1 protein-coding gene is annotated in these 278 nt (G+C 61.2%); it reads left to right on the forward strand.

Annotation, left to right across the window (positions count from 1 at the left end):
* Positions 1-278 (forward strand): helicase HerA-like domain-containing protein (locus WDW90_RS39255; protein WP_336493014.1); only part of this gene is annotated, 278 nt, incomplete at both ends.

Below are 278 nucleotides of genomic sequence, written 5' to 3' on the forward strand. Positions count from 1 at the left end.
GTGGTTTTCTGGGATCTGTTCGGGGAACAGGGGCATCCGATCCGCGCGACGGTTTCCGAGATGGGGCCGCTTTTGCTGTCGCGGCTGATGGATCTGTCGGATGCGCAGGAAGGCATCATGAACATCGCCTTCAAGATCGCCGACGACGAGGGCCTCTTGCTTCTCGATATGAAGGATCTGCAGGCGCTCCTGGCCAACATCGCCGAACGCGCAGGCGAGATCGGCGCGAAATACGGCAACGTCACCAAGGCATCCGTCGGTGCCATCCAGCGCACGCT

It is taken from the genome of Methylobacterium nigriterrae, assembly GCF_037106235.1.
GTDB classification, from domain to species: domain Bacteria; phylum Pseudomonadota; class Alphaproteobacteria; order Rhizobiales; family Beijerinckiaceae; genus Methylobacterium; species Methylobacterium nigriterrae.